The sequence below is a fragment of the Kaistia sp. MMO-174 genome, from assembly GCF_037147815.1.
GTDB lineage: Bacteria > Pseudomonadota > Alphaproteobacteria > Rhizobiales > Kaistiaceae > Kaistia > Kaistia nematophila.
Genome location: NZ_JBBCUO010000002.1, coordinates 1,144,421 through 1,168,131, shown reverse-complemented (window position 1 = coordinate 1,168,131; position 23,711 = coordinate 1,144,421). Strand labels below are relative to the sequence as shown.

Below are 23,711 nucleotides of genomic sequence, written 5' to 3'. Positions count from 1 at the left end.
CGCCGCTCAAACTCCGAGCCACCGGGGCCCGCCTTGCCGCTGCGCCTGACCTCCGTTTCGGCCGAGCTCTATCGTTCGATCCGGCGCATCCGCCTGCCGGTCGAAGAGCTGACCGTGCTCGTCGGCAAGAACGGCGTCGGCAAGACCAATCTCTACCGCTCGCTCGAACTGCTGGCGGCCGCCGCGCGGGGCACGGTCACGCGCGAGATCGCGGAGGAGGGCGGTTTCGATTCCGTCCTGTGGGCTGGCCCGCGCGCCAAAGGCCCAGTACGGCTGAAGCTCGGTGCCGAATTCGGCGACTATGAATATTCGATCGAGATCGGCCTGCCGGCGCCGATCGACGAGGCGGCGCTGACGGCAACCGAGCCGATGGTCAAAGCCGAGGAACTGGTCCATCGCTTCCGCGGCAAGGCGGTGACGCTGATGAAGCGGCAGGGACCGAGCGCATGGCTGCGCGATGGCGACGGCCGCCGCCAGTCCTATGAGGAGGCGCTGGTTCCCTCCGAGACGGCGCTCGCCGGCTTTCGTGACCAGGGGCGGTTCACCGAACTCGACCTCGTCCGCCGCGCGCTGCTCGACTGGCGCTTCTATCATGATTTCCGCACCGACAAGGCGTCGCCGATCCGCCAGCCGGCGCTCGCGATCACCACGCCGACGCTCTCCTCGGACGGCTACGACCTGGCGGCCGCGCTGGCGAGCGTGATCGAGATTCGCGGCGAGGCGCCCGAAATCGAAGCGGCGATAGAGGATGCCTTTCCGGGCGCGGGGCTGGTGACCGAGTTCGGCAAGGGCACCGTCTCGATCGGCTTGAGATTTTCCGACCTGCCGCGCCCGCTCGGCGCGCACGAGCTTTCCGACGGCACGCTGCACTTCCTCTGCCTCGTCGCGGCGCTGTCCGGATATCGACTCCCCGGCTTCATCGCACTGAACGAGCCGGAGACGAGCCTGCATCCCGATCTCGTCGAGCCGCTGGCGCGCCTGATCGCGCGCGCCGCCGGACGGACGCAGGTCTGGGTCGTGACGCATTCGCAGGCGCTCGCCGACGCGTTGGAGCGCGAGACCGGCGTTGCATCGCGCGTTGTCGTCAAGGAGGATGGCGCGACATGGATCGAAGGGCTCAAGCTCTTCGGTGAGTTCGCCGATCAGGAGTGAAACATGCGGGTCGCCGTCTTCAGCACCAAGCCCTACGATCGGCAATATCTCTCCGAGACGAACGCCGCCTTCGGCCATGAGCTGGTCTTCTTCGAGCCGCGGCTCGACCTTTCCACCGCGCCTCTGGCGGACGGATTTCCCGCCGTCTGCGTCTTCGTCAACGACCAGCTTGACCGGCCGCTGCTGACCCATCTCGCCTCGACCGGTACGCGGCTGATCGCGCTCCGCTGCGCCGGCTTCAACAATGTCGATCTCGTCGCCGCGGCGGAACTCGGCATCGAGGTCGTGCGCGTGCCCGCCTATTCGCCGCATGCGGTGGCGGAGTTCACGGTGGCGCTGCTGCTGGCGCTCGACCGCCGCATCCCGCGCGCCTGGGCGCGGGTGCGCGACAACAACTTCGCCTTGGACGGCCTGATAGGCAACGACCTCTATGGCAAGACGATCGGCGTCGTCGGCACCGGCCGGATCGGCGGTCTGGTCGCGCGCTGCCTGAAGCTCGGCTTCGGCTGCCGCGTGCTGGCCTTCGACCAGTGGCAGGATCCGGCGCTGGTCGAGATCGGCATCGAATATCGCCCGCTCGACGAGGTGCTGACGGCGGCGGACATCCTCACGCTGCATTGCCCGCTGACGCCGGAGACGCATCACCTCGTCGATGCCGGCGCGATCGAACGGGCGCAGCCGGGCTTCCTCCTGATCAACACCAGCCGCGGCGCGCTGATCGACGCCGAGGCGCTGGTCGACGGTCTGAAGAGCGGCAAGGTCGGCGGCGTGGCGCTCGATGTCTACGAGCAGGAGGCGGATCTCTTCTTCGAGGATCTCTCGAACGAGATCATCCAGGACGACGTGTTCCAGCGCCTGTTGACCTTCCCGAACGTGCTGGTCACCGGCCACCAGGCTTTTCTCACCGCCGAGGCGCTGATGGCGATCAGCGAGACGACGCTCGACAACATCGCCGCCTTCGAGGCGGGAGGTGTGCTCGAAAACCGCGTGGTCGTGCAGGCTGTGGTCGGCCACTAGTCTTCGCCGCGGCCCGATTGCTTTTCGGCAGCGCCGCGCCTAATTCTCTCTTCCGGGAATGGAGTCTCCCGAGGTCTCCGAGACCTGAACCGCCGGATCGGCTGATGGCTCCTGCTTTGTGCTTTCGGGCCCATGGCAGGAATCCGTCTAGCTTCCTGTCACGGTATGTCGGGCTGGACCTCGCGAGATCGGGCGCCAGGCCCGAAGGAGATTCCATGTTTCCAACCGTCCTCATCTTCCTCGGTGCCGGTCTTGGCGGCGTGCTGCGCCATGGCGTCAACCTGACCGCGGCGCGCCTGTTCGGAACCGGATTTCCCTGGGGCACGCTCACCGTCAACGTCGTCGGCTCGCTCGCCATGGGGCTCTTCGCCGGCTATTTCGCCTTTCGCGACGGCATGAACTGGACGCAGCACGCAAGGCTGTTCCTCACCACCGGCGTACTCGGCGGCTTCACCACCTTCTCGACGTTTTCGCTCGATGTCGTGGTCCTGCTGGAGCGCGGCGAGACGGGCGGCGCTACGATTTATGCGCTCGTGTCGCTGATCGTGTCGGTTCTCGCGCTCTTTGCGGGGCTTTGGCTCGTCAGGACGCTCGCCGGGTGATATGAGGCGCCTTCAATAGAAGGACTTTTCTCATGGCGACCGTCGTCTCCAAGACTGTAGGGCCCGACGAGGCCGGCATGCGCCTCGATCGCTGGTTCAAGGAACACTATCCGGGCCTGTCGTTCGGGCATCTGCAGAAGTTGCTGCGATCGGGCCAGGTGCGCGTCGATGGCGGCCGCGCCAAGACCAATGACCGCGTCAATCCGGGCCAGGTGGTGCGGATTCCACCGCTCGGCGTCGATGCGGCCGGCGGCAGCCCGCATGTCGCGCGCCCGCTCGGCGCGCGCGGCAGCGCCGCCGACGCGCTGATGGCGATGTGCCTCTACGAAGACGACCAGGTCTATGTCTTCAACAAGCCGCAGGGCCTCGCCGTGCAGGGCGGTTCCGGCCTGACGACGCATGTCGACGGCATGCTCGAAGCGCTGCGTGACACCAAGGACCAGAAGCCGCGCCTCGTGCACCGGCTCGACCGCGAGACGACCGGCGTGCTGGTCGTCGCCAAGACGCGCCTTGCCGCCTCGAAGCTCGCGGCGAGCTTCCGTGCCCGCACGACCAAGAAGATCTACTGGGCGCTGGTGAAGGGCGTGCCGCGCCCGCCGCAGGGCCGGGTCTCGACCTGGCTTGCGCGCGACGGCGGCCCCGCCGGCGACAAGATGAAGATCGCCCGCCATGGCGAGGACGACGCCAGCCATGCCGTGTCGCTCTACTCGGTGGTCGATATCGCCGGGCAGGGGCTCGCCTGGCTGACCATGCGCCCCGTCACCGGCCGCACGCACCAGCTGCGCGCCCACGCCGCCCATATCGGCCATCCGATCATCGGCGATCCCAAATATTTCGAGGCGGATACGAACTGGGAGTTCCCGGGCGGCATCCAGAACAAGCTGCACCTGCATGCGCGTCGCATCATCATCCCGCATCCCTCGGGCAATGGCGTGCTCGACGTGACGGCGCCCCTGCCGCCGCACATGGTCCAGAGCTGGAACCTGCTCGGCTTCGACAAGGACCTGGGCGATACGGGTGAAGAGGATGAGTGAGCCTGGCAAGGACACGGGGCCGAAGGGCGGCCGGCTTGCCGATATCGGCGCCGGCGACGACGACGAGGGCGCGAAGCCGCGTGTCGCGCCGGAAAAGCTCGACGCTCCGAAGCTGCCGAAGCGCTTCTACGCGAACGCCGCCATAGCCCCCGCCGAGGGCGGCGGCTATCTGGTCCAGCTCGACGGCCGCTCGCTGCGGACGCCCTCCAAGGCCGTGCTCGCCGTGCCGGACGAAGCGATCGCGGCGGCGATCGTCGCCGAATGGGCAGGGCAGGGCGAGGTGATCGATCCCGGCTCGATGCCTGTGACGCGCCTCGTCAATTCGGCGCTCGACGGCGTCTCCCGCGAGCCGGAGGCAACGCGCGCCGAGATCCTGCGCTATGCCGGGTCGGACCTGCTCTGCTATCGCGCCGACGGACCCGCCAAGCTGGATGCTCTGCAGGACGAATTCTGGTCGCCGCTGATCGGCTGGATGCAGGAACGCTTCCATGCTCGCTTCGTGCTCGCCCAGGGCATCGTGCATGTCGAGCAGTTCCCGGAGACGATCGAGGCGGTCGACGTGGCGCTCGGCGATCTCGACATCCTTCGCCTGGCGGCGCTCAACACGATCACGACGCTGACCGGCTCCGCCATTCTGGCTGTCGCCGTGCTGCATCGCCGCCTGACGGCCGAGGAGGCCTGGGCGGCGGCGCATGTCGACGAAGACTACCAGATCGGCCTCTGGGGCGAGGACGAGGAAGCCAGCGTGCGCAGGGCCGGGCGCTGGAAGGAAATGCAGGCCGCGGCGCTGGTTCTGGCCGCACGGGGATAGGAGACAAGCGTGAAGCACGTCCTGGCTGAACTCGAGAAGCGTCGCGCCGAGGCTCGGCTCGGCGGCGGCGAGAAGCGGATCGCGGCCCAGCATGCCAAGGCCAAGCTGACGGCGCGCGAGCGCCTGGACGTGCTGCTCGACGAAGGGTCGTTCGAGGAGTTCGACATGTATGTCGAGCACCGCGGCACCGATTTCGGCATGGACAGGACCAAGATCCCCGGCGACGGCGTCGTCACCGGCTGGGGCACGATCAACGGCCGCGCCGTCTTCGTGTTCGCCAAGGACTTCACCGTCTTCGGCGGTTCGCTGTCGGAAGCACATGCCGCCAAGATCACGAAGATCCAGGACATGGCGCTGAAGAACCGCGCGCCGATCATCGGCTTGTTCGACGCCGGCGGCGCCCGCATCCAGGAAGGTGTCGCGGCGCTTGGCGGCTATGGCGAGGTGTTCCAGCGCAACGTGCTGGCCTCCGGCGTCATCCCGCAGATCTCGGTCATCATGGGTCCCTGCGCCGGCGGCGACGTCTATTCGCCGGCCATGACCGACTTCATCTTCATGGTGCGCGATTCGAGCTACATGTTCGTCACCGGCCCGGACGTGGTGAAGACGGTCACCAACGAGACGGTGACGGCGGAGGAACTGGGCGGCGCCTCGATCCACACCGCGCGCTCGTCGATCGCCGACGGCGCCTATGACAACGATGTCGAGACGCTGCTCGAGATGCGGCGGCTGATCGACCTGCTGCCGCTGAACAATGGCGGCGACATTCCCGAGATCGAGAGCTTCGACGCCGCCGACCGCATCGAGATGTCGCTCGACACGCTCGTGCCCGACAACGCCAACAAGCCCTATGACATCAAGGAACTGATCCTCAAGACGGTCGATGAGGGCGATTTCTTCGAGATCCAGGCGGCCTTCGCGAAGAACATCGTCACAGGCTTCGGCCGCATCGAGGGCCGCACGGTCGGCTTCGTCGCCAACCAGCCGATGGTGCTCGCCGGCGTGCTCGACAGCGACGCCTCGCGCAAGGCGGCCCGCTTCGTGCGCTTCTGCGACGCGTTCTCCATTCCCATCGTCACCTTCGTCGACGTGCCGGGCTTCCTGCCGGGCACGGCGCAGGAATATGGCGGGCTGATCAAGCACGGCGCCAAGCTGCTCTTCGCCTATGGCGAGGCGACGGTACCCAAGATCACCGTCATCACGCGAAAAGCCTATGGCGGCGCCTATGACGTCATGGCCTCGAAGCACCTGCGCGGCGATTTGAACTATGCCTGGCCCACGGCGCAGATCGCGGTGATGGGCGCCAAGGGCGCGGTCGAGATCATCTTCCGCGCCGAGACGGGCGACGCCGAGGGGCTGGCGGCGCGCGCCAAGGAATATGAGGATCGCTTCCTCTCGCCCTTCGTTGCGGCCGAGCGCGGCTATATCGACGAGGTGATCATGCCGCACTCGACCCGCCGCCGCATCGCCCGCGGCCTCCGCCTCCTGCGCAACAAGGCGCTGGAGAACCCCTGGAAGAAGCACGACAACATCCCACTCTGAGCCGATTGGCGAGCTAGTCGTCAGGCGATCAGTTCGGTTGCGACGCCACGACTTTGGGCGATTGATGCCAGCTTTCGGTCCGCTGTGCCAAGCACTGCCTGTTCGGCGCCGGCCAGCGCCAGATACAGGCAATCATAGACCGGGTGCTGCGCGTCGCAGGCAATGGCGATCGCGCTGTCGAGCAACTCCACGGATGGGACGATCCTGTCGATGACAAGGGGCGCCTCCTTGAGGAGCAGGCGCGCCATGTCGCAGTCCTTACGGCCGGCCTGAACATAGCGCCAGAGCGCGTTGGCCGTTTCGACCAGGATTATGTCGGGGGCGCTCAACGGGTGCCCTTCGATCCATTCGACAGCAGCCGCGGAGCCCTCGGTGCGGACGAGCGCGCGGACCAGTATGCTCGCATCAACGACGGCCATGATCGCCGTCTCGATCCTCGCGAATCCACGGCGTCGGGTCGGGCATTGCCGGCTCCATTCGAGCGCGCAATTCCTGCAGCCGGGCCAGCGCCTCTGCCTTCCGGTCGCGGGCATAGTCGGCGACGAGATCGCGCAGCGCCTGCTCGGTCGACTTGCCTTCGGATCGCGCGCGCTGCTTGAAGCGCGCGGCGACGTCGTCTTCGATATTTCGGACCAGCATCTGTGCCATGAAAAGCTCCATGCTATCTTGGTGATAGCATGGTCCTTCACGGCGTATTTCGCAAGCCGGCCCTCGGGCAGGGCAATTCGGCTAGAGCGTGCCGACCTTGCGGATGTCGTCGGCTTCGACCTCGGCGAGGATGGCGTGGATCGTACGACCCGCCACCATCGCCTGCGGCGCGATCTCCGCGAGCGGCACCAGCACGAAGGCGCGTTCGGTCATGCGCGGGTGCGGCACGATCAGGCCTTCCTCGTCGATGGCGGCATCGCCATAGAGCAGTACGTCGATATCGAGCGTGCGCGGTCCCCAGCGGATGGCGCGCTCGCGGCCATGATCGCGCTCGATGCGCAGACTGAGATCGAGCACCGCGCGCGCCGACAGCGTCGTATAGAGCTCGATGCAGGCGTTGAGATACGGTCCCTGCGGCACCGGTCCCCAGGGCGGGGTCTCGTAAAGCGAGGAGATCGCCGTGACGTGCACACCCGGCGTCGCCGCCAGCGCGGAAATGGCGGCGCGCAGCATCGCTTCGCGGTCGCCGAGATTGCTGCCGAGGCCGAGGTAAACCTTAGTCACGGGGGCGCTCCCGCTCGATCTCGATCGAGATGACCCCGGTCGCCAGCGGCACGGGCGCTTCCGGCTTGGTCACGCGCACGGTCAGCCGCTCCACGGGTGGGTAGGTATCGAACACCGCCTTGGCGATCGCCTCGGCCAGCGCCTCGATCAGCTTGTAGCGGTGCGTGCGGCCGATCTCCTCGATCAGCACTGCCATCTCGCCATAGTGCACGGTCTTGGTCAGGTCGTCGGTGCGTCCGGCCTCGGCGAGGTCCAGTTCGGCGGTGACGTCGACGCGGAAACGCTGGCCCAGCACAGCTTCCTCCGGCAGCACGCCGTGGAAGCCGAAGAAGCGCAGGTCGTTGATGAAGATGCGGTCGGTCATTGAGGTTCGCGGCTGGAGAGAATGGCGTCCGTGACGGCGAGCGCGTCGCGGTGGGCGGCGACGTCGTGCACGCGGAAGGAGGAAACGCCCTTCGCGGCGGCCAGGACATTGGTGGCGAGCGTGCCGGCGAGCCGCTGCTTGGGCTCTCGGCCGGTGATCTCGCCGATGAAGCGCTTGCGCGAGACGCCGAGCAGCACGGGGAATCCGAGCGCGACGATCTCGTCGATGCGGTCGAGGATCAGGAGGTTCTCGGCCAGACCCTTGCCGAAGCCGATGCCCGGATCGAGCACGATCCGGTGGTCGGGGATGCCGGCCCCGCGGGCCAGAGCGATCGAGCGGTCGAAGAAGCGCTTCATGGCGTCGAGGATCGTCGCCGGCGAATAGGTCTCGCGCTCCCAGTGGCTGGCGATGACGGCGGCGCCATGTGCCCCGGCGACGCGCGCGATCTCCGGCTCGCGCTGCAGGCCCCAGACGTCGTTGACGATATGGGCGCCGGCCATGAGCGCCATGTCGGCGACGGAGGCCTTGTAGGTATCGACCGAAATCAGCGTGCGGGTCGCCGCTGCCAGCGCCTTGACGGCCGGGATGACGCGGGCGGCTTCCGTCTCGGCGTCGACTTCGGCCGCGCCGGGACGGGTCGATTCGCCGCCGATGTCGATGATGTCGGCGCCCTCGGCGATCAGCTGCTCGGCATGGGCGACCGCCGGGCCGGCCTCGGCATGGTCGCCGCCATCGGAGAAGCTGTCAGGCGTGACGTTGACGATGCCCATGATCAGGCTGCGGCCGCTGGTCCGGCGGTCGAGGTGATCGATGACGATGGGGGCGGCAGGCGCCATCTGGAGTTCCCGGCAAGGGTTGCGATTCAGGCGGCCGCGAGCGGCGCGCCGCTGTTACAGCACCCAAACCCGTTGGCCTGTCAACGGATTGTCGGGCGCTGGTTCGACGCAGGCTGGCAGGGCAGGGATCCGGCAGCATGCGCAGGCGCCTCCGGGGGCCGGTTTCCGTCGCGCCCTGATTGCCGCCTTGGGGCAGACAGCATAGAAACCATCTGTCCAGAAAAGGCATTCTCGCCGGGGAGTTCGCATGTTCGACAAGATCCTGATCGCCAATCGCGGCGAGATCGCCTGCCGGATCATCAAGACGGCGCGGCGGATGGGGATCCGGACGGTGGCGGTCTTCTCGGACGCGGACCGCGACGCCCTGCATGTCGAGATGGCTGACGAGGCGATCCATATCGGCCCGGCGCCGGCGGCGCAGTCCTACCTCCTGATCGACAAGATCGTCGCGGCGGCTAAGCAGTCCGGCGCCAGCGCGATTCATCCCGGCTATGGCTTCCTGTCGGAACGCGCGGCCTTCGCCGAGGCGCTGGTCGCCAACGGCATCGTCTTCATCGGCCCGAACGCGAAGGCGATCGAGGCGATGGGCGACAAGATCGCCTCGAAGAAGGTGGCAGCCGCCGCCCATGTCTCGACGGTTCCGGGCCATCTCGGCGTCATCGAGAGCGAGGACGAGGCGGTCGAGATCGCTCGCCAGATCGGCTATCCGGTAATGATCAAGGCTTCGGCCGGCGGCGGCGGCAAGGGCATGCGCATCGCCCACTCCGACGCCGAGACGCGCGAGGGCTTCCGCCTGTCGCGCTCGGAAGCGCGCTCCTCCTTCGGCGACGATCGCGTCTTCATCGAGAAGTTCATCGTCAATCCCCGCCATATCGAGATCCAGCTTCTCGGCGACAAGCACGGCAATGCGATCTATCTCGGCGAGCGCGAATGCTCGATCCAGCGCCGCAACCAGAAGGTCATCGAGGAGGCGCCGTCGCCGCTGCTCGACGCCGCGACCCGCAAGGCGATGGGCGAGCAGGCCGTCGCCCTGGCCAGGGCGGTCGGCTACGATTCGGCCGGCACGGTCGAGTTCGTCGCCGGACAGGACAAGAGCTTCTTCTTCCTCGAAATGAACACCCGCCTGCAGGTCGAGCATCCGGTGACGGAGCTGGTTACCGGCATCGATCTGGTCGAGCAGATGATCCGCGTCGCCGCCGGCGAGCGCCTTTCGATCACGCAGGATGACGTGAAGCTGACGGGCTGGGCGATCGAGAGCCGCATCTATGCCGAGGATCCGTATCGCAACTTCCTGCCTTCGATCGGCCGGCTGACGCGCTATCGCCCGCCGGCCGAGACGCTGAGCGACGGCGTGACGGTGCGCAACGATACCGGCGTCGTCGAGGGCTCGGAAATCTCGATGTTCTACGACCCGATGATCGCCAAGCTCTGCACGCACGCGCCGACGCGCGCCGAGGCGATCGAGGCGATGAGCGAGGCGCTGGACGACTTCGTCGTCGAGGGCATCCAGCACAATGTGCCGTTCCTGTCGGCGCTGATGGCGCATCCGCGCTGGCGCGCCGGCGAACTTTCGACCGGCTTCATCGCCGAGGAATTCCCGGAAGGGTTCCATGGCGCCGGCGCCGATGCCGCCACGCTCGCGCGGCTCGCCGCCGTGGCGCTGACGATGGAGATCCTGCGCAAGGACAGGCTCGACCGGCTGTCCGGCCGGCTGGCGCCGCATGCCGGCAACTGGCGCGAGAACTGGGTCGTCTCGATCGGCGGCACCACCGTGGTGCTGACCAGCCCGACCGGGGTCGCGCTGCTGCCGCTGGAGGTCGAGATCGTGCTGCCGGGATCTCAGAAGCCGGTCACGGTGACGTCGGACTGGATGCCGGGCGAACCGGTCTGGGAGGGCACGATCGACGACGTCGCGCTCGCCGTGCAGGTGCGGCCGGCGCTCTCCGGCTACCGGCTGCTCTATCGCGGCATCGACGTGGTGGCGCGGGTGATGACGCCGCGCATCGCCGCGCTGCACAGCCTGATGCCGGAGAAGAAGGCGGCCGACACGTCGAAATTCCTGCTTTGCCCGATGCCGGGCCTTGTCGTCTCGGTGGCGGTCGAGGAGGGGCAGGAGGTGAAGGCGGGCGAGACACTGGCGATCGTCGAGGCGATGAAGATGGAGAATGTGCTGCGAGCCGAGCGCGACCTGACGGTGCAGCGCATCGCCGCCAAGCCGGGCGACAGCCTCGCCGTCGACGCCGTCATCATGGAGTTCGCCTGACGGCGCCGGGGGCAGGCAGCCTCAGACAGGCAGCCTCAATCCGCCTCGGTGGCGAGCAGGCTGTCCTTCTTGACGTCCATCTGGTTGCCGCGCCACTCGAAACCGCTGCCGCAGACGGCGGCGATCCAGAGCGCCGGCAGCGACAGGTCGCGCAGGATCCAGGCGAGCGGCGAACGACGCGAATAGTGCCAGCCGAGGCTCTTCGCGAGCACAGCCTCGGCGCCATACCAGGCGACCGCGAGGGCGACGGCGAGCGAGGCCGGGATCGCGCCTTCGGCGGCGAGCCAGGTTGCGAGCGCGATCGGAAAGAGGCCGCCGGTCAGGAGTTCCAGGCAGAAGAAAGCGGGGAAGGTGACCCGCCGCAGCCGGGCCCAGCGCAGCTGCCGGCTCCAGACGGCGCGCAGCGCGCGCGGCCCGAGCGGCTGGGCGAAGGGCTGGCGGACGAGACGGATTCGCTGGCCGTTGGCGCGGATCGCCTTGGTCGCGGCCGCATCCTCGGCCGGATCGGCGGCGAGCGCCGCGATGCCGCCATGCCGGTCGAGGTTCTCGCGCCGCCAGAACATCGACTTACCCTGCGCGAAGCCCTGGCCGACGGCGTCGGCGGCAAGCTGCCAGCGGGCCTGGTAGGTGTTGAGGTAGGCGCATTCGAACTCCGCGCCGTAGCCATCCGGCTCGCTGCCGAGCGGCGGCGAGCAGACGAGGCCGGTGGCGGCGTCCCAGCGATCCAGCATGCGGTCGATGTAGTCGGGCGGCATCAGCACGTTGCTGTCCGCCATGATGATCCACTCGTGCTTGGCCGCCGCCCAGCCTTTCACCAGATTGTTCAGCTTCGGATTGATGCTGATGCGATCGTCGCCGACGAGGATGCGCGCCGGCACGGCCGGGTTCGCCGCCATCAGGCGGCGGATGCGCGGGATCACCGGATCGGCCGGGCTGGCGACGCAGAAGACGAGCTCATAATCGGGATAGTCGAGCGCGAAGCCGGAGCCGAGCGTACGCTCGATCGCGTGCTCGATGCCGCATACGGGGCGCAGAATGCTGACCGGCGGCTGGCCGTGCGGTTCGGCATCGTCGGGCCGGTTGGTGCGGCTGCGCCAGGCCACGAGCGCGATGCTGCCGAAATGGACGAGGGCGGCGAGCCCGCAGAAGACCTGGGCGAGAAGGATGGCGATGCTCATCGCGGCGCCTGCGCTTGGAGAAGGGCTGAGGATCGCGACAAGGCGGTATCGGCTCCTTTGACCAAGGAAGGTCGGACCAGGGCAGGCGGCGGCATGTCCAGCGACAGGCCCACGATTCGCGAGGGCTCCGCTTCTGCTCTCGTCGCGCAACTGGGTGACGTTTTGATGAAGCCGGCCCGGGGCGAGGCTTGACGCGCGACCGTGAAGCGCGCACTCCGGGCGACGTCCCCCGTGCCAAACGGAATGCTGCCATGACCGCTGCCAAGCTCACCGCGCTCGTCGATCTCGACGGGACGCTGACCGATCCCTATCCCGGCATAAGCGCCTCGATCCTCTATGCGCTCGAAAAGCTCAACCGCCCGGCCGCCGACGAATTGGCGCTGCGCGCCGCGATCGGCCCGCCGCTGGAGGGCAGCTTTGCCGCGATGCTGGATGGCGATCCGATCCTGGCGAAGCAGGCGCTCGGCCACTATCGCGAGCGCTTCGGCACGATCGGCCTCTACGAGAACGCCGTGTTCGACGGCATTCCGGAAGCGCTCGGCTCGTTGCGCGACGCGGGCGTCGAGATGTTCCTGGCGAGCTCGAAGCCGCGCGTCTTCTGCGAGCGGATCCTCGACCATTTCGACCTGACGAAGTTTTTCACCGTCGTGCACGGCTCGGAATTCGACGGCCGCAACGGCGATAAGAGCGAGCTGATCGCCCATATCCTCTCGGTCGAGGCGATCCATCCCGAGCGCTGCGTCATGATCGGGGACCGCCGCTACGACATCGAAGGCGCACGGTCGAACCGGATCAAGGTCGCTGCCGTCGGCTGGGGCTATGGGACGGCGGAGGAGTTCATGGCGTTTCCGCCGGACGCGATCGTCGCGCGCGTGCCCGATCTCGCGCCGACGGTGCTCGATCTGCTTGGCTGAGGAGGCTCGAACATGGCCACCCGCACGTCCCATGTCCTGATTTCGGGTGTCGTCCAGGGCGTCGGCTATCGCGCCTGGGTCGAGCGCGAGGCCACCATGCGCCGGCTCTCTGGCTGGGTCCGCAATCGCCGGAGCGGGGCCGTGGAGGCCGTCTTTTCCGGCGCGGCGGCGGATGTCGCCGCGATGCTTACTGCCTGCGCCACGGGGCCGCGCCTGGCCCGCGTCAGCGCGGTCGATGCGAACGATCGGGACGAGGCCGAGACCGGGCCGTTTCGGGTGCTGCCGAGCGACTGACCGCCGCCGCCCGGAATGGATTAGGGTCCGGACTCCATTAGGTGTGGGGCAGCGTTGGGCCAAAGTCGCGCGCGGGCAGGAGCCGACCACAGCCGATGGCTATCCATCGGCGCGGATCGGCGACGCACTCGCGCACGACTTTCGCCCAACCCGAAGGGCTTGATGGAAACCGGCGCATTTCGGCGTCGCTGCCGGCTCGTTGGGAAAGACCCAACGTCGCCGACATCTCCTGGAACTGCCTTGGTTTCCATCAAGCGCTGCGCCGCTCCTAATGGAGTACGGACCCTAGCGTACCGTCTCGCCGAACAGCGCCTCGAACTCGCGCCGCATCACGGCGTCGACCTCCGGCATGGTGACGATCCGGCCGAGATCGGCCAGGCTGGTGACGCCGTGGCCCTTGACGCCGCAGGGCACGATGCCATCGAAATGGTCGAGTTCCGGTTCGACATTGATTGAGATGCCGTGGAAGGTCACCCAGCGGCGGACGCGGATGCCGATCGCGGCGATCTTGTCCTCCGCCTCGACGCCCTTGTCGGGCCGGCGCACCCAGACGCCGACGCGGTCGTCGCGGCGTTCGCCACGAATGTTGAAGCCGTCCAGCGTGCGGATGATCCACTGTTCCAGCGTCGCCACGAACAGCCGCAGGTCCGGCCGGCGGCGGTTCAGGTCGAGCATGACATAGGCCACCCGCTGGCCCGGGCCGTGATAGGTGTACTGGCCGCCGCGCCCGGTCTGGAACACGGGGAAGCGGTCAGGCGTGATCAGGTCCTCGTCATGCGCGCTGGTGCCGGCCGTATAGAGCGGCGGATGTTCAACCAGCCAGATGCGCTCGCGCGCCGTGCCGGCCGCGATGGCGGCGACGCGGGCCTCCATTTCAGCGACGGCATCCGGATAGGCGACGGGCGCTTCCGCGATAACCCATTCGACGGGCGGGCTGCCGTCTTTCGGCAGGAGCGAAGCGGGGAGGTCGTCGCGGAGGGTCATGTCAGCACTCTCGGCCGGCAGGCGAGCCGACCTTTCATTGTTTCAGTTCTCATGTCGGTTGATCCCGTCATAGCGCAAGGTGGCGCGTCGTTCACCTGCCGGCCAATTTCCGTCTCGCACGGGCTGCCTGTGGATGAAATGAAACAGTTCTCGAAGGCGCTTGTTTCGTCGAAGGTCATTTGCTACATCCCACCTCGCGCCGGGCAACACACCGGCTTGGGTTTCGCGGTCGTGGCGGAATTGGTAGACGCGCAGCGTTGAGGTCGCTGTGCCGAAAGGCGTGGAAGTTCGAGTCTTCTCGACCGCACCAAACCCAAATGCAAAAATCCTCGCAAAGCGGCGGCCCTCGGGCCGCTGTTTTTGTTTCTGGGCCAGGTCGGGTCTGGAAAGAATCTCGGTTCGGCGCTTGCGCGGACCGAGGCGCATGTGAGCCCATTGGGAACACATTGTTCGCGAGAATGCGCGCAACCGCGCATTTCTCCGCTTCGCCCTCCCAGGGTTGGCGGCACGTTGAGGGGCCATGTCGGACGAGATGATCATCGAGCGCGACAATCGCGCGCCGGACGACCTGCCGCCATTGCGCGACGAGAACGACAATATTTCGTCGTCGTTCCTGGAAGCGCTCGGCGCCGCGATCGAATCGGGCAACCAGGAGCGCGCCCGCGCGCTGACCGAGGATCTGCACGAGTCGGATGTCGGCGCGATCCTCGAGGCGCTGGAGCCGGACCAGCGCCCGGCGCTGATCCAGCTGCTCGGCGACGCCTTCGACTTCACCGCCCTGACCGAGCTCGACGAGGCCCTCCGCGTCGAGATCCTGGAGGAGCTCCCTTCCGAGACCGTCGCCGAAGGCGTGCGCGAACTCGATTCGGACGACGCGGTCTACATTCTCGAAGATCTCGACAAGGCCGATCAGGACGAGATTCTCGCCCAGATCCCGTCCGTCGAGCGGTTGGCGCTGAAGCGCAGCCTCGATTATCCGGAAGACAGCGCCGGCCGGCGCATGCAGACCGAGTTCATCGCCGTGCCGCCGTTCTGGACGGTCGGGCAGACGATCGACTACATGCGCGAGGCCGAGGACCTGCCGGAGGAGTTCCACGAGGTCTTCGTCATCGATCCGGGCTACCACCTGCTCGGCACGGTTTCGCTGAACCGCCTGCTGCGCACAAAGCGCCCGATCAAGATCGCCGACCTCGTCAGCGAGGCGCATCACCTGATCCGCGCTACCGAGGACCAGGAAGAGGCGGCGCGTACCTTCCAGCGCTACAACCTGATCTCGGCCGCCGTCGTCGACGAATCGGACCGTCTCGTCGGCCTGCTCACCATCGACGACATCGTCGACGTCATCCAGGAGGAAGCCGACGAGGACATCAAGCGCCTCGGCGGCGTCGGCGACGAAGAAGTGTCGGACAAGGTCTGGTACATCGCCAAGAGCCGGTTTCCCTGGCTGTTCATCAACCTGATCACGGCCGTGATGGCGTCCTTCGTCATCGGCCTGTTCGAGCACCAACTGCAGAAGATGGTGGCGCTCGCCGTGCTGATGCCGATCGTCGCCAGCCAGGGCGGCAATGCCGGCACGCAGACCATGACGGTGGCGGTCCGCGCCATCGCCATGCGCGAACTCGGGCCGCACAATGTGCTCCGCGTCATCGGACGCGAACTCGTGGTCGGCATGTTCAACGGCTTTGTGTTCGCCGCGATCGTCGGCGCGATGGCCGTCTACCGCTTCGGAATCTTTGATCTTGGCTTCGTCATCGCCGCGGCGATGGTGATCAACCTGATCGCCGCAGCGCTCGGCGGCATTCTGATCCCGCTCGCTCTGAACCGGCTGAAGATCGATCCGGCGGTCGCCTCCAGCTCCTTCGTGACGACGATCACCGATCTCGTCGGCTTCTTCTCATTTCTGGGCTTCGCCGCCCTTTGGTTCGGACTGACCTAGGGCAGGGCCGGCGGCGGCGGTCGACCGCATCGGCGGGCACGAATCACGCAGTTGCGGCGCCAGCCAGTCGAGCGCCGGGACGATCGACTGCGCCCAGTTGGTCCAGTCATGCTGGCCCGCGCCGATGCGCAGCGTCGTGTCATAGCCGGCGCGCCGCAACGCGACATGCAGTTCCGCCGATCCGGTGATGATGCCGAGCCCGTCGCGGTCGCCGGCGGTGATCCAGAAGCTCGGCTTGTCCGGAAGCTCGGCATCCTTGTCGACGCGCGGAAAGACGTTGGCGGCGTTGTAGCGCTCGACGTCGAAGGGCTTGCCGAAGGCGCCGTCGTAGTATTCGTCGCCCTTCTTGATCCGCACCGCGTCATCCGGGTCGATCGGCTCGGCAATCGCACCGGAGAGGCTGATTGCCGCAACGAAACGGTCCGGATGATCGAGGGCGAACAAGGTCGCGCCATAGCCGCCCATGGAGAGGCCGCCGACGGCTCTTCCGGAGCGGCAGGCAGCGGTCGGCAGCGTCGTGTCGATCGCCTCGACGAGATCGGTGGACAGCGCGGTTTCGACCTTTCCCGCGCCTCCGGCGTCGGTGTTGTCGACGAACCAGCTCTCGCCGCCGCCGTCCGGCATGACGACGACGAGCGGCGGCAGCTTGCCCGCCGCGATCTCGTCATCCAGCGTCGCGGCGATCTTGCCGTAGTCGAGCCAGTCCTGGTCGCCGCCGCCACCACCATGCAGCAGGTACAGCACCGGCCAGCGCGTGCCGGCGGCCGGCGCCGCCGCCGGCTTGTAGAGCGAATAGGGGATGGCATGGCCGAGGGCGGCGCTGGGCGCCGTCAGGTGGCGCTCGACGATTCCGTGCGCCTGGGCAGCACCGATCATCCCGGCGCCGCAGAGGAGCGAGCGGCACAGGACGGCGAACATTCGTTGGGGCATGTTAAGGGTTCCGAACTGCCGGGGACGGCCGGCACACGGCCGATGATATAGGGGCCGAGGCTTTCGGGGCATCCTCGGCGGCGATCTGTCACGCGGACGTGATGACCAAGCCCGCCGTGTCGCGCCATGTTTCCCAGATGGACAAAATGTGACCGTGTTTGTGCGGCCATTGATCGACTTTGAGCGAGAATTCGTTAGACCGGTGCGGGCGAAGCGGGCTGCTTCGTTCCTATCGCGGATTGCAGAAAGTAGTGGGATTGACGACGAGCGAAATCAGGACCGGGGTCATCGGGCTCGGTTATTTCGGTTCCTTCCACGCGCGGCAGCACGCCGCCAATCCGAAGGGCCGCCTCGTGGCCGTCGTGGATGCCGACCGGGAGCGCGCCGAAGCGGTCGCAGCTCAGCACGGTACGACGCCGCTCTCCGATCCCCGCGACCTGATCGGCAAGGTCGATGCCGTGTCGATCACGGTCCCCACCTCGCTGCATCATGCCGTCGCCGCCGAATTCATCGATGCCGGCGTGCATGTCCTGATCGAGAAGCCGATCTGCGATTCGCCGGATGCGGCGCGCGACCTGATCGCGCGGGCTGAGGCCAGGGGCGTCGTCCTGCAGATCGGCCATATCGAGCGTTTCTCGCCGGTGTTCGGGCTGCTGCGCGACAAGGTGAAGACGCCGCTCACGGTCGAGTGCACGCGGATCGGTCCCTGGAAGGGCCGCGCCATCGACGTCGACGTCGTGCTCGACCTGATGATCCACGACATAGACCTGGTCCTGGCGCTGGTCGGTTCCGAGGTCATTGCCGTCGAGGCGATGGGCTCTCCCGTCCTGGCGCCGACCAATGATTTCGCGCAGGCGCAGCTGCGCTTCGCCAATGGCGCCGTGGCGCATCTCTCGGCCAGCCGCATCGCCGACCGTTCGGAGCGCACGGTCAAGGTGGTCGAGCCCGGGCATTACTGGGTGGCCGATCTCGCCGCCCGCACAGTCACCTCCGTCGCGCGCGGACACACCGTGCTGGCGCAGGAGGAGATCGCCGTTCCGCCGAGCGACAATCTCGCGCTCGAAATCGACTCGTTCCTCGACGCGGTCGCCGGCCGGGGCCGGGCCGTCGTCGACGGCAAGGCCGGGCTCGACGCCCTGGTCGTCGCCGACATGATCATTCAGCGAATTGCACAGACGTCGCGCCGTGGCGCGACCGTCTCTATTGGAGACCAGCACTGATGGCAGCTTCCACGCAACCGACCGTCGCCGTCGCTTCCGACCGCATCGGTTTCTTCGATCTGCAGCGCCAGCAGCGCCGGATTCACGACGATGTCCGCCGGCGGATGGATGCGGTGCTGACGCATGGCCAGTTCATCCTCGGCCCCGAGGTTTCGGAGCTCGAGGCCAAGCTGGCTGCCTTTGCCAGCGTCCCGCACGCAATCGCCGTTTCGAGCGGCCGCGACGCGCTGATGATCGGTCTGATGGCGCTCGGCATCGGTCCGGGCGACGCTGTGTTCGTTCCCGCCTTCACCTTCGCCGCGACGGCGGGCGCCGTCTGCTCGGTGAACGCGACGCCGATCTTCGTCGATGTCGATCCGGCGACCTGCAACATGGATCCGGCCGATCTCGAGCGCGCCATCGCCGAAGTGGTGGCGAAGGGCGAGTTGAAGCCGCGCGTCGTCATGCCGGTCGATCTCTACGGCCTGCCGGCGGATTACGAGGCGATCGGCAAGATCGCGGCGAAGCACGACATGACGGTGTTCTCGGACGCCGCGCAGAGCTTCGGCGGCCGTTCCGGCAACAGCCGCGTCGGCGGCATGGCGCCGATCTCGGCCACGAGCTTCTACCCGACCAAGCCACTCGGCTGCTATGGCGATGGCGGCGCGATCCTGACCGACAATGACGAGATCGCCGATGCGGTGCGCACGCTGCGTTCGCATGGCCGCCAGGGCACCGGCGACGTCGCCGTCCGCAACGGCATCACCGGCCGTCTCGACACGCTGCAGGCCGCCGTGCTGCTCTCGAAGCTGACGATCTTCGAGGAAGAGCTGGAGCGGCGCGACCAGGTCGCCAGGCGCTACGACGCGGCGCTGACCGGCAAGGTCGGCGTGCAGAAGCGGCCCGCCGGCTATTTCAGCGCCAATGCGATCTACACGATCACGGTCGAGGACCGCGATGCGCTGAAGGCGGCGCTCGACGCGCAGAGCATCGGCAACGCCTTTTTCTACCGCCTGGCGCTGCACCAGCATCCCGCTTTTGCCGAGGCGCCGAAGCGGCCGCTGCCGGTCTCGGAGAAGTTCGCTTCGACCGTCATCAGCCTGCCGATGCACCCGGATCTGACCGACGCCGAGGTCGATCGGGTTATCGCGGCCGTGGTGGCGGCCGTCTCCTAGGCAACCGCTACAATGTACTTCCCCGAAGGAATTGTTCCTTAAGGGGTTTCGATCTATGAGGTCCCCCGCAGTCCCACAATGTGGACTGGGGGGATCCGCGCGCCGCCATGAAGCTCGACGTTCCGACCTTGCTGGTTGTGCTGGCTTTCATGACCCAGATGGCCGCCGTGTCGATGGTGACGAACTGGGCCAGGCGCAAGCCGGACGTCCATGTGCTGTACTGGGCGCTGGCGCTGCAGCTGGGCACGCTCTGCTGTATTCTGCTGGTGTTGCGTAGCTATCTGCCGTTTTGGCTTGCCGTCGGCGTCGGCAATGCCGGCGTGTTCGTCGGCCTCGGCCTCGCCTGGAACGGCGCGCGCGCCTTCAATGGCCGCCGGGCGAGCTGGTGGCCGGTATCCGTGATGCCCGCGATTTGGATGCTCGCCATGCTGGTGCCGGCGATCGCGGATTCGCTTGCCTATCGCATCGCCCTGAGCTCCGTGCTGAGCGGCATCCTCTCGCTGGCGCTCGCCTGGGAGATCTGGGTGAACGGCAAGGACGAGCTCGTTTGGCGCGGACCCTTCGCCGCCGTTCCTGCGGTGCATGCCGGCTTTCTCGTCCTGCGAACCATCGCCGCGCTCACGCTCGACCTTCCTTCCGACGTCATGCAGGGCGGCTCGTTCATCGGGCTCGGCATCCTGGAGCCGATCCTGATGATGTTCGCCGCGACGATCATCGGGCTTCGCCTCTCGGATGAAAGGCTGAAGAACCTGCTGAAGCGCGCCGCGCGGACGGACGGCCTGACTGGCCTTCTGAACCATGGCGCCTTCATGGACGTCGCCCGGAAGCGGGTCGAGCACAGGAGCGGGGAGGGCGACGAGGTCACCTTGCTGCTGTTCGATCTCGACCGCTTCAAACAGCTCAACGATCGCTATGGCCATGCGGCCGGCGATACGGCGCTGAAGTGCTTCTCGACGCTCGTCCGGCAGCATGTCACGGATTCGGACTTCGTGGGTCGCGTCGGCGGCGAGGAATTCGCGGCGCTGCTCGTCGGCTGCGGCGCCGAGCGCGGGCGCCAGGTCGCCGAACGCATTCGCGCCAATTTCGCCGACGATCCGATCCATCATGCCGGCCATCGTATTCCCGTCACGGTCAGCGTCGGCGTCATCACCGCGACAGGCCTTGGGGTCGATTTCGAGCGGTTGATGGTCGCGGCGGACGAGGCGCTCTATGCCGCCAAGCGGGGTGGCCGAGATCTGGTGTTCCAGGCGGCAGGCTGAGCTTGACCCTGTCGCGGTAGCGCAGGATGGTATCCGCCCTGTCCCCCGCTGGAGAAATCTCATGCAGACGGTCAAGGCGCATGGCGCCATTTTGCCGGTGATCGGCCTCGGCACCTGGCAGCTTTCCGGCGAGACGGCGACCACGGCCGTCGCCTCGGCGCTCGAGGCGGGCTACCGCCACATCGATACCGCCATCGGCTATGGCAACGAGGCCGAGGTGGGCGAGGGGCTGCGCCGCTCCGGAATTGCGCGCGACGACGTCTTCATCACCTCCAAGATCCCACCTGAGCAGCTTGGCGCCGACGACATGATGCGCGCGGCGGAAGCGTCGCTGCGCCGGCTGCGCATCGACCAGCTCGACCTGATCCTGATCCACTGGCCGAGCCGGACGCTTTCGTCGGCCGAAACGATCCGCTCGCTGAACCGCGTCAAGCAGCGCGGCCTGGCGCGCCATATCGGCGTTTCCAACTATACGATCCGCCTGCTCGACGAGGCCTGGGCCGCGACCGAGGAGCCGATCGTCGTCAACCAGTGCGAACATCATCCCTATCTCGACCAGTCGAAGCTGCGGGCGGCGACGCTGGCGCATGGCACGGCCTTTGTCGCCTATTGCCCGCTGGGGCGTGGCGACGTGCTGGACGAACCGGTGATCCAGGACATCGCCGGCCGCTTCGGCCGCACGCCTGCCCAGGTCGTGCTGCGCTGGCAGATCCAGAAGGGCTGCGTCGCCATTCCGAAGAGCGCCCATGCGGCCCGCATCAGGCAGAATCTCGACATCGAGGGCTTCGAGCTGCCGGAGGCCGACATCGCAGCGATCGACGCGCTGAAGACCGAAGGTTCGCGCATGTGCGATTCGGCCTTCTCGCCCGATTGGGACTGAGCCGAGAACCGCTTTCGATGTTCTTCTATGCCGCCAAGCTGGTCTGGTTCTTCCTGCAGCCGTCGGCCGCGCTGATCCTGGCACTCGCCGCCGGCGTCCTCGCCATCGGCCTCGGCGCGGTGAGACTCGGCGCCGGCCTTGTGGTGGTGGCGGCGATCGGGCTGCTCGTCGCCGGCTTCTCGCCGCTCGGCGCGGCGCTGCTCCTTCCGCTCGAGAACCGGTTTAACCGGGTCGAGCCGGATGGACCGGTGACCGGCATCGTCGTGCTGGGCGGCGGCATCGACCAGCGGATCGGCGAGGCGCGGCAGTCGGTGACGCTGACCGATGCCGGCGATCGGCTGACGGACGGCGTCGCCCTGGCGCTGCGCCATCCGGAGGCACGCCTCGTGTTCACAGGCGGCACCGATCAGTTCGTGCCGGACGGCAATTCGGAGGGCGAGGCGGCACGGCGCTTCTTCCTCTCCATGGGCATACCCGCAGCCCGCATCACGATAGAGGATCGCAGCCGCGACACCGCCGAGAATGCCCGCTTTACGAAGGCGCTGGTCGATCCGAAGCCCGGCGAGCGCTGGCTGCTCGTGACCTCTGCCTTTCACATGCCGCGCTCGGTCGGATGCTTCCGCGCCATCGGCTGGGACGTCCTGCCCTGGCCATCGGACTATCGTTCGGCCGGCACGCAGGACCTGACGCGGTTCGTGTCGCAACCCTCCGTCGGGCTGGAGCGCGTCGACATCGCGACCAAGGAGTGGATCGGGCTTCTGGCCTATTGGCTTTCGGGCCGCACCGACAGCCTCTTTCCTGGCCCCTAGACGGCCTCCGGCGCGTCCCCGCCCTCGGCAGGCGCCGCTGCGCCGATCCGGTAGACGCCCTTGAAATCATGCGGGTCGACCGGCCGGCCCTTGCGCAGGATCGTCGCGCGGCCGTCATCGGCGAGGCGGATCGCGACCGCCCGGATCGGCACCATCAGCAGGCGCCAGACCTTTTCGTCATTGCCGGCGATGGCGCGCGCGAGCTCGGTCGGGTCCAGGCTCTTGCCTGGGGGCAGGGAGGCGAGGAGGCCGACCAGGGTGGTTTCGATGAGCTCGTGGCTGACTTTCATGGGACTTCCTGGCGCGCGGCGGCGGCGATGACGATCTTGGCCGAATCCGAGAAGAACTGCCGGTGCAATTGCACGAGCGCCACCACCAGCGTGGTGACGATCAGTGTCCAGCCGTTCACGAACCAGCCGAGATAGCCGATGGAGAAGAAGAAGGCCCGGAGGCCATGGTTGAAGTGGCGGCCGGCGGTGATGGTGAACACCGCGGCGCGCTCGGCGGCGGCGACTGTCTCCGGCTCGGCCGCGTGGGCGGCGGTCGGGGTCGCCCCGATCAGGATCGAGGCATAGTTGAACAGCCGATAGGACCAGCCGAACTTGAAGAAGGCGTACCCGAAGATCAGCATCAGCCCGATCACCTTGGCCTCGAAAAGGCCCCGCGGCACCGTCGGCACCAGGGCCAGGTCGCGCATCACGCTATTGATGTGATCGGCCGAGTTGAGCATGGCGAAGCAGCCGCCGATCGCCAGCAACGAGGTCGAGGCAAAAAAGGCGGTGCCGTTCTGCAGGCCGCTCATGATGCCGGTGTCGATCATGCGGAGATCGCGGTGCATCATCGTCCGCATCCATTGCCGGCGCTGGATATCCATCGCCGAAGACAGCGTGCGGCCGGAGGCGGCGAGCCGTGACAGGATCACGGAATAGAGAAACCACGACGCACCGAATGTGACGATCGCGACGATGTCGATCGCGGAAATCTCGAACACGATTGGCTGCTCCTCCCGCTAGCCGGTTTGCCGCCGATGGTGCCAAACCGGCTTGGCCTGAGCAACACGCCGCTCAGCGCGACGAGAGCAATCGCGCGATTGGACGCCGCAGGAGTACCAGCACGACAATAAGGAAGAGGCCGAGTCCGCCGAAGATCGGCTGGCGGAACATCATGCCGGCCGCCGTCAGCACCAGGCCGGCGATGATGCCGACCATGGCCACGCGGCTCGCCTTGTCGTCGATGGGGAGCTTCTGTTCCGTCATGTTCGCCTCGTGCTAGGGGACCGACGCCGATCCGGACGGGCGTCGAACGGGCTGCCGCAGCGCT

Annotated in this window: 26 protein-coding genes, 1 tRNA gene and 1 riboswitch; of the genes, 16 read left to right on the top strand and 11 right to left on the bottom strand. The window is 67.2% G+C overall.

The window, feature by feature from the left end:
- Nucleotides 1-39: 39 nt before the first annotated feature.
- The 6 genes from WFK98_RS11470 (at nucleotide 40) to WFK98_RS11445 (ending at nucleotide 6,158) form a co-directional block, all read left to right on the top strand.
- Nucleotides 40-1,152 (top strand): AAA family ATPase, encoded by a 1,113-nt coding sequence (locus WFK98_RS11470; protein WP_336800336.1) that lies wholly within the window; start codon nucleotides 40-42, stop codon nucleotides 1,150-1,152.
- Nucleotides 1,153-1,155: 3 nt separating this feature from the next.
- On the top strand, nucleotides 1,156-2,169 hold the full coding sequence (locus WFK98_RS11465; RefSeq protein ID WP_266338138.1) for a 2-hydroxyacid dehydrogenase: 1,014 nt from the start codon (nucleotides 1,156-1,158) through the stop codon (nucleotides 2,167-2,169).
- A gap of 45 nt (nucleotides 2,170-2,214) precedes the next feature.
- Nucleotides 2,215-2,290, top strand: a riboswitch (Fluoride riboswitch).
- A gap of 94 nt (nucleotides 2,291-2,384) precedes the next feature.
- Nucleotides 2,385-2,771: a fluoride efflux transporter CrcB gene (gene crcB, locus WFK98_RS11460; RefSeq protein WP_336800288.1), complete on the top strand. Its 387-nt coding sequence runs from the start codon at nucleotides 2,385-2,387 to the stop codon at nucleotides 2,769-2,771.
- A gap of 32 nt (nucleotides 2,772-2,803) precedes the next feature.
- Nucleotides 2,804-3,805, top strand: coding sequence for an RluA family pseudouridine synthase (locus WFK98_RS11455; RefSeq protein WP_266338136.1), 1,002 nt, complete (start codon nucleotides 2,804-2,806; stop codon nucleotides 3,803-3,805).
- Nucleotides 3,798-4,616 (top strand): ATP12 family chaperone protein, encoded by an 819-nt coding sequence (locus WFK98_RS11450; protein ID WP_336800287.1) that lies wholly within the window; start codon nucleotides 3,798-3,800, stop codon nucleotides 4,614-4,616. The genes WFK98_RS11455 and WFK98_RS11450 overlap by 8 nt, the downstream gene beginning before the upstream one ends.
- 9 nt (nucleotides 4,617-4,625) lie before the next feature.
- Entirely contained in the window at nucleotides 4,626-6,158 is a 1,533-nt protein-coding gene (locus WFK98_RS11445; RefSeq protein WP_336800286.1) for an acyl-CoA carboxylase subunit beta, read from the top strand.
- Between the two features lie 20 nt (nucleotides 6,159-6,178).
- Here WFK98_RS11445 and WFK98_RS11440 read toward each other — a convergent pair whose 3' ends face one another.
- From WFK98_RS11440 to folP, 5 genes are all read right to left on the bottom strand, one after another.
- Nucleotides 6,179-6,577 (bottom strand): type II toxin-antitoxin system VapC family toxin, encoded by a 399-nt coding sequence (locus tag WFK98_RS11440; RefSeq protein ID WP_336800285.1) that lies wholly within the window; start codon nucleotides 6,575-6,577, stop codon nucleotides 6,179-6,181.
- Nucleotides 6,564-6,806, bottom strand: a complete 243-nt coding sequence (locus tag WFK98_RS11435) for a FitA-like ribbon-helix-helix domain-containing protein (protein WP_266338132.1) — start codon at nucleotides 6,804-6,806, stop codon at nucleotides 6,564-6,566. Before WFK98_RS11435 ends, WFK98_RS11440 begins: the two co-directional genes overlap by 14 nt.
- Before the next feature lie 81 nt (nucleotides 6,807-6,887).
- Entirely contained in the window at nucleotides 6,888-7,370 is a 483-nt protein-coding gene (folK, locus tag WFK98_RS11430) for a 2-amino-4-hydroxy-6-hydroxymethyldihydropteridine diphosphokinase (RefSeq protein ID WP_336800284.1), read from the bottom strand.
- Nucleotides 7,363-7,734, bottom strand: a complete 372-nt coding sequence (gene folB / locus WFK98_RS11425; protein ID WP_336800283.1) for a dihydroneopterin aldolase — start codon at nucleotides 7,732-7,734, stop codon at nucleotides 7,363-7,365. Before folB ends, folK begins: the two co-directional genes overlap by 8 nt.
- Nucleotides 7,731-8,570, bottom strand: a complete 840-nt coding sequence (gene folP, locus WFK98_RS11420; RefSeq protein WP_336800282.1) for a dihydropteroate synthase — start codon at nucleotides 8,568-8,570, stop codon at nucleotides 7,731-7,733. The genes folB and folP overlap by 4 nt, the downstream gene beginning before the upstream one ends.
- 247 nt (nucleotides 8,571-8,817) lie before the next feature.
- Here folP and WFK98_RS11415 point away from each other — a divergent pair, with 247 nt between their 5' ends.
- Nucleotides 8,818-10,833 carry an acetyl/propionyl/methylcrotonyl-CoA carboxylase subunit alpha gene (locus WFK98_RS11415; protein ID WP_336800281.1) on the top strand — a complete coding sequence of 672 codons (2,016 nt, stop codon included), beginning with the start codon at nucleotides 8,818-8,820 and terminating at the stop codon, nucleotides 10,831-10,833.
- Between the two features lie 35 nt (nucleotides 10,834-10,868).
- Here the strand turns inward: WFK98_RS11415 and WFK98_RS11410 are convergent, their stop codons facing one another.
- The gene (locus WFK98_RS11410) at nucleotides 10,869-12,011 is read right to left on the bottom strand and encodes a ceramide glucosyltransferase (RefSeq protein ID WP_336800280.1); all 1,143 of its coding nucleotides are present in this window, start codon (nucleotides 12,009-12,011) and stop codon (nucleotides 10,869-10,871) included.
- A gap of 251 nt (nucleotides 12,012-12,262) precedes the next feature.
- Between WFK98_RS11410 and WFK98_RS11405 the strand changes: the two genes are divergently transcribed.
- A complete protein-coding gene (locus WFK98_RS11405; protein ID WP_266338126.1) occupies nucleotides 12,263-12,925 on the top strand; it encodes an HAD hydrolase-like protein in 663 nt (220 codons plus the stop codon).
- A gap of 12 nt (nucleotides 12,926-12,937) precedes the next feature.
- Nucleotides 12,938-13,219: an acylphosphatase gene (locus tag WFK98_RS11400; protein ID WP_336800279.1), complete on the top strand. Its 282-nt coding sequence runs from the start codon at nucleotides 12,938-12,940 to the stop codon at nucleotides 13,217-13,219.
- Between the two features lie 285 nt (nucleotides 13,220-13,504).
- Here WFK98_RS11400 and lipB read toward each other — a convergent pair whose 3' ends face one another.
- On the bottom strand, nucleotides 13,505-14,203 hold the full coding sequence (gene lipB / locus WFK98_RS11395; protein WP_336800278.1) for a lipoyl(octanoyl) transferase LipB: 699 nt from the start codon (nucleotides 14,201-14,203) through the stop codon (nucleotides 13,505-13,507).
- Nucleotides 14,204-14,428: 225 nt separating this feature from the next.
- Here lipB and WFK98_RS11390 point away from each other — a divergent pair.
- Together WFK98_RS11390 and mgtE are read left to right on the top strand one after the other, a co-directional pair.
- Nucleotides 14,429-14,513, top strand: a tRNA-Leu gene (locus WFK98_RS11390).
- A gap of 210 nt (nucleotides 14,514-14,723) precedes the next feature.
- On the top strand, nucleotides 14,724-16,139 hold the full coding sequence (gene mgtE / locus WFK98_RS11385) for a magnesium transporter (RefSeq protein WP_336800277.1): 1,416 nt from the start codon (nucleotides 14,724-14,726) through the stop codon (nucleotides 16,137-16,139).
- On the opposite strand, the gene WFK98_RS11380 is transcribed toward mgtE, so the two are convergent.
- On the bottom strand, nucleotides 16,098-17,069 hold the full coding sequence (locus tag WFK98_RS11380; RefSeq protein WP_336800276.1) for an alpha/beta hydrolase: 972 nt from the start codon (nucleotides 17,067-17,069) through the stop codon (nucleotides 16,098-16,100). The genes mgtE and WFK98_RS11380 overlap by 42 nt on opposite strands.
- Nucleotides 17,070-17,326: 257 nt before the next feature.
- Between WFK98_RS11380 and WFK98_RS11375 the strand changes: the two genes are divergently transcribed.
- The 5 genes from WFK98_RS11375 to WFK98_RS11355 all read left to right on the top strand — a co-directional run bounded on the left by WFK98_RS11375 (nucleotide 17,327) and on the right by WFK98_RS11355 (nucleotide 22,391).
- Nucleotides 17,327-18,289 carry a Gfo/Idh/MocA family protein gene (locus tag WFK98_RS11375; protein ID WP_266338121.1) on the top strand — a complete coding sequence of 321 codons (963 nt, stop codon included), beginning with the start codon at nucleotides 17,327-17,329 and terminating at the stop codon, nucleotides 18,287-18,289.
- Nucleotides 18,289-19,443, top strand: coding sequence for a DegT/DnrJ/EryC1/StrS family aminotransferase (locus WFK98_RS11370; protein WP_336800275.1), 1,155 nt, complete (start codon nucleotides 18,289-18,291; stop codon nucleotides 19,441-19,443). The genes WFK98_RS11375 and WFK98_RS11370 overlap by 1 nt, the downstream gene beginning before the upstream one ends.
- A 107-nt stretch (nucleotides 19,444-19,550) precedes the next feature.
- A complete protein-coding gene (locus WFK98_RS11365) occupies nucleotides 19,551-20,702 on the top strand; it encodes a GGDEF domain-containing protein (RefSeq protein WP_266338119.1) in 1,152 nt (383 codons plus the stop codon).
- 61 nt (nucleotides 20,703-20,763) lie between these two features.
- Complete coding sequence (locus tag WFK98_RS11360; protein WP_266338118.1) at nucleotides 20,764-21,582, top strand: aldo/keto reductase; 819 nt, start codon at nucleotides 20,764-20,766, stop codon at nucleotides 21,580-21,582.
- A gap of 17 nt (nucleotides 21,583-21,599) precedes the next feature.
- Nucleotides 21,600-22,391, top strand: coding sequence for a YdcF family protein (locus WFK98_RS11355; RefSeq protein WP_336800274.1), 792 nt, complete (start codon nucleotides 21,600-21,602; stop codon nucleotides 22,389-22,391).
- Here WFK98_RS11355 and WFK98_RS11350 read toward each other — a convergent pair.
- The 3 genes from WFK98_RS11350 to WFK98_RS11340 all read right to left on the bottom strand — a co-directional run bounded on the left by WFK98_RS11350 (nucleotide 22,388) and on the right by WFK98_RS11340 (nucleotide 23,647).
- Nucleotides 22,388-22,681 (bottom strand): DUF3253 domain-containing protein, encoded by a 294-nt coding sequence (locus WFK98_RS11350; protein WP_266338116.1) that lies wholly within the window; start codon nucleotides 22,679-22,681, stop codon nucleotides 22,388-22,390. The two genes, WFK98_RS11355 and WFK98_RS11350, sit on opposite strands and share 4 nt — an antisense overlap.
- A complete protein-coding gene (locus WFK98_RS11345) occupies nucleotides 22,678-23,382 on the bottom strand; it encodes a DUF599 family protein (protein WP_266338115.1) in 705 nt (234 codons plus the stop codon). Before WFK98_RS11345 ends, WFK98_RS11350 begins: the two co-directional genes overlap by 4 nt.
- Before the next feature lie 73 nt (nucleotides 23,383-23,455).
- A complete protein-coding gene (locus tag WFK98_RS11340) occupies nucleotides 23,456-23,647 on the bottom strand; it encodes a hypothetical protein (RefSeq protein ID WP_266338114.1) in 192 nt (63 codons plus the stop codon).
- Between the last annotated feature and the right edge of the window lie 64 nt (nucleotides 23,648-23,711).